Origin of the sequence: Pseudodesulfovibrio pelocollis, assembly GCF_030282845.1 — a bacterium.
GTDB lineage: Bacteria > Desulfobacterota > Desulfovibrionia > Desulfovibrionales > Desulfovibrionaceae > Pseudodesulfovibrio > Pseudodesulfovibrio pelocollis.
Genome location: NZ_JASTWE010000122.1, coordinates 1 through 677, shown reverse-complemented (window position 1 = coordinate 677; position 677 = coordinate 1). Strand labels below are relative to the sequence as shown.

General features: G+C 47.3%; 2 protein-coding genes. Both read left to right on the top strand.

The window, feature by feature from the left end:
* On the top strand, nucleotides 1-480 hold a 480-nt coding region (locus tag QQS14_RS16500), incomplete at its 5' end, for a structural protein (RefSeq protein ID WP_285908110.1).
* Nucleotides 473-677, top strand: a 205-nt coding sequence (locus tag QQS14_RS16495) for a hypothetical protein (protein WP_285908109.1), incomplete at its 3' end; no start/stop codon positions are given. The genes QQS14_RS16500 and QQS14_RS16495, both read left to right, overlap by 8 nt.

The following is a 677-nucleotide window of genomic DNA, read 5'->3' as shown; positions in this document are numbered from 1 at the left end:
CAAGCAGACTATGAGAGCAATAGAGATAGTCCGCCCAAAGATCCAAAAGGAGACTACTACTGGACTGTCCATCCGAAGCTTAAAGCATGTGAAAAATGCAAGGCTCTGGAAGGGAAGGAGTTCATGGAGGAACCAGAACGTCCCCACCCCAATTGCAAGTGTGAGATAAATAAGCACCCGTTGCGTAGAGCTAAACGATATATTAATGGATATCTGTCAGGTCATGCGTGGCATTTGATTACAGGGGGAAAGCAAGTCGATATTTCGTTTGATGGAATTTCGGGTGGCCCTTTGGCTGGGGCCCATGTGCAGAGCAATTATGGGCATTCTCAACAGGTTGCTTGTATGCCGCACTCGAGCAATGCGACCACACTCACAGTGGATCAGACACCTCCTGTCCCTTGGAGGATTACGTTGATGGCAGTCGGAAATAACACTGGCATTAATTATACGATTACGTACGAGGATTGGGATGACTAGGAAAAGTCTGGCAGTTGTTTTGGCTGCCGCTGTTTTGTTGTTTTGTTACGATAAATCAATTGCATGTGAAGTTGATGTACCTTGCGAGAGTGTGCGGGAAATAGTCGTCTTGCAAGGGACAAAACACGTGTCAGGGGGTGTTGAGGAAGTCGTCTACGTGGCCTGTGTGTATTTGGAGGCTCTTCACACAAGGCTAA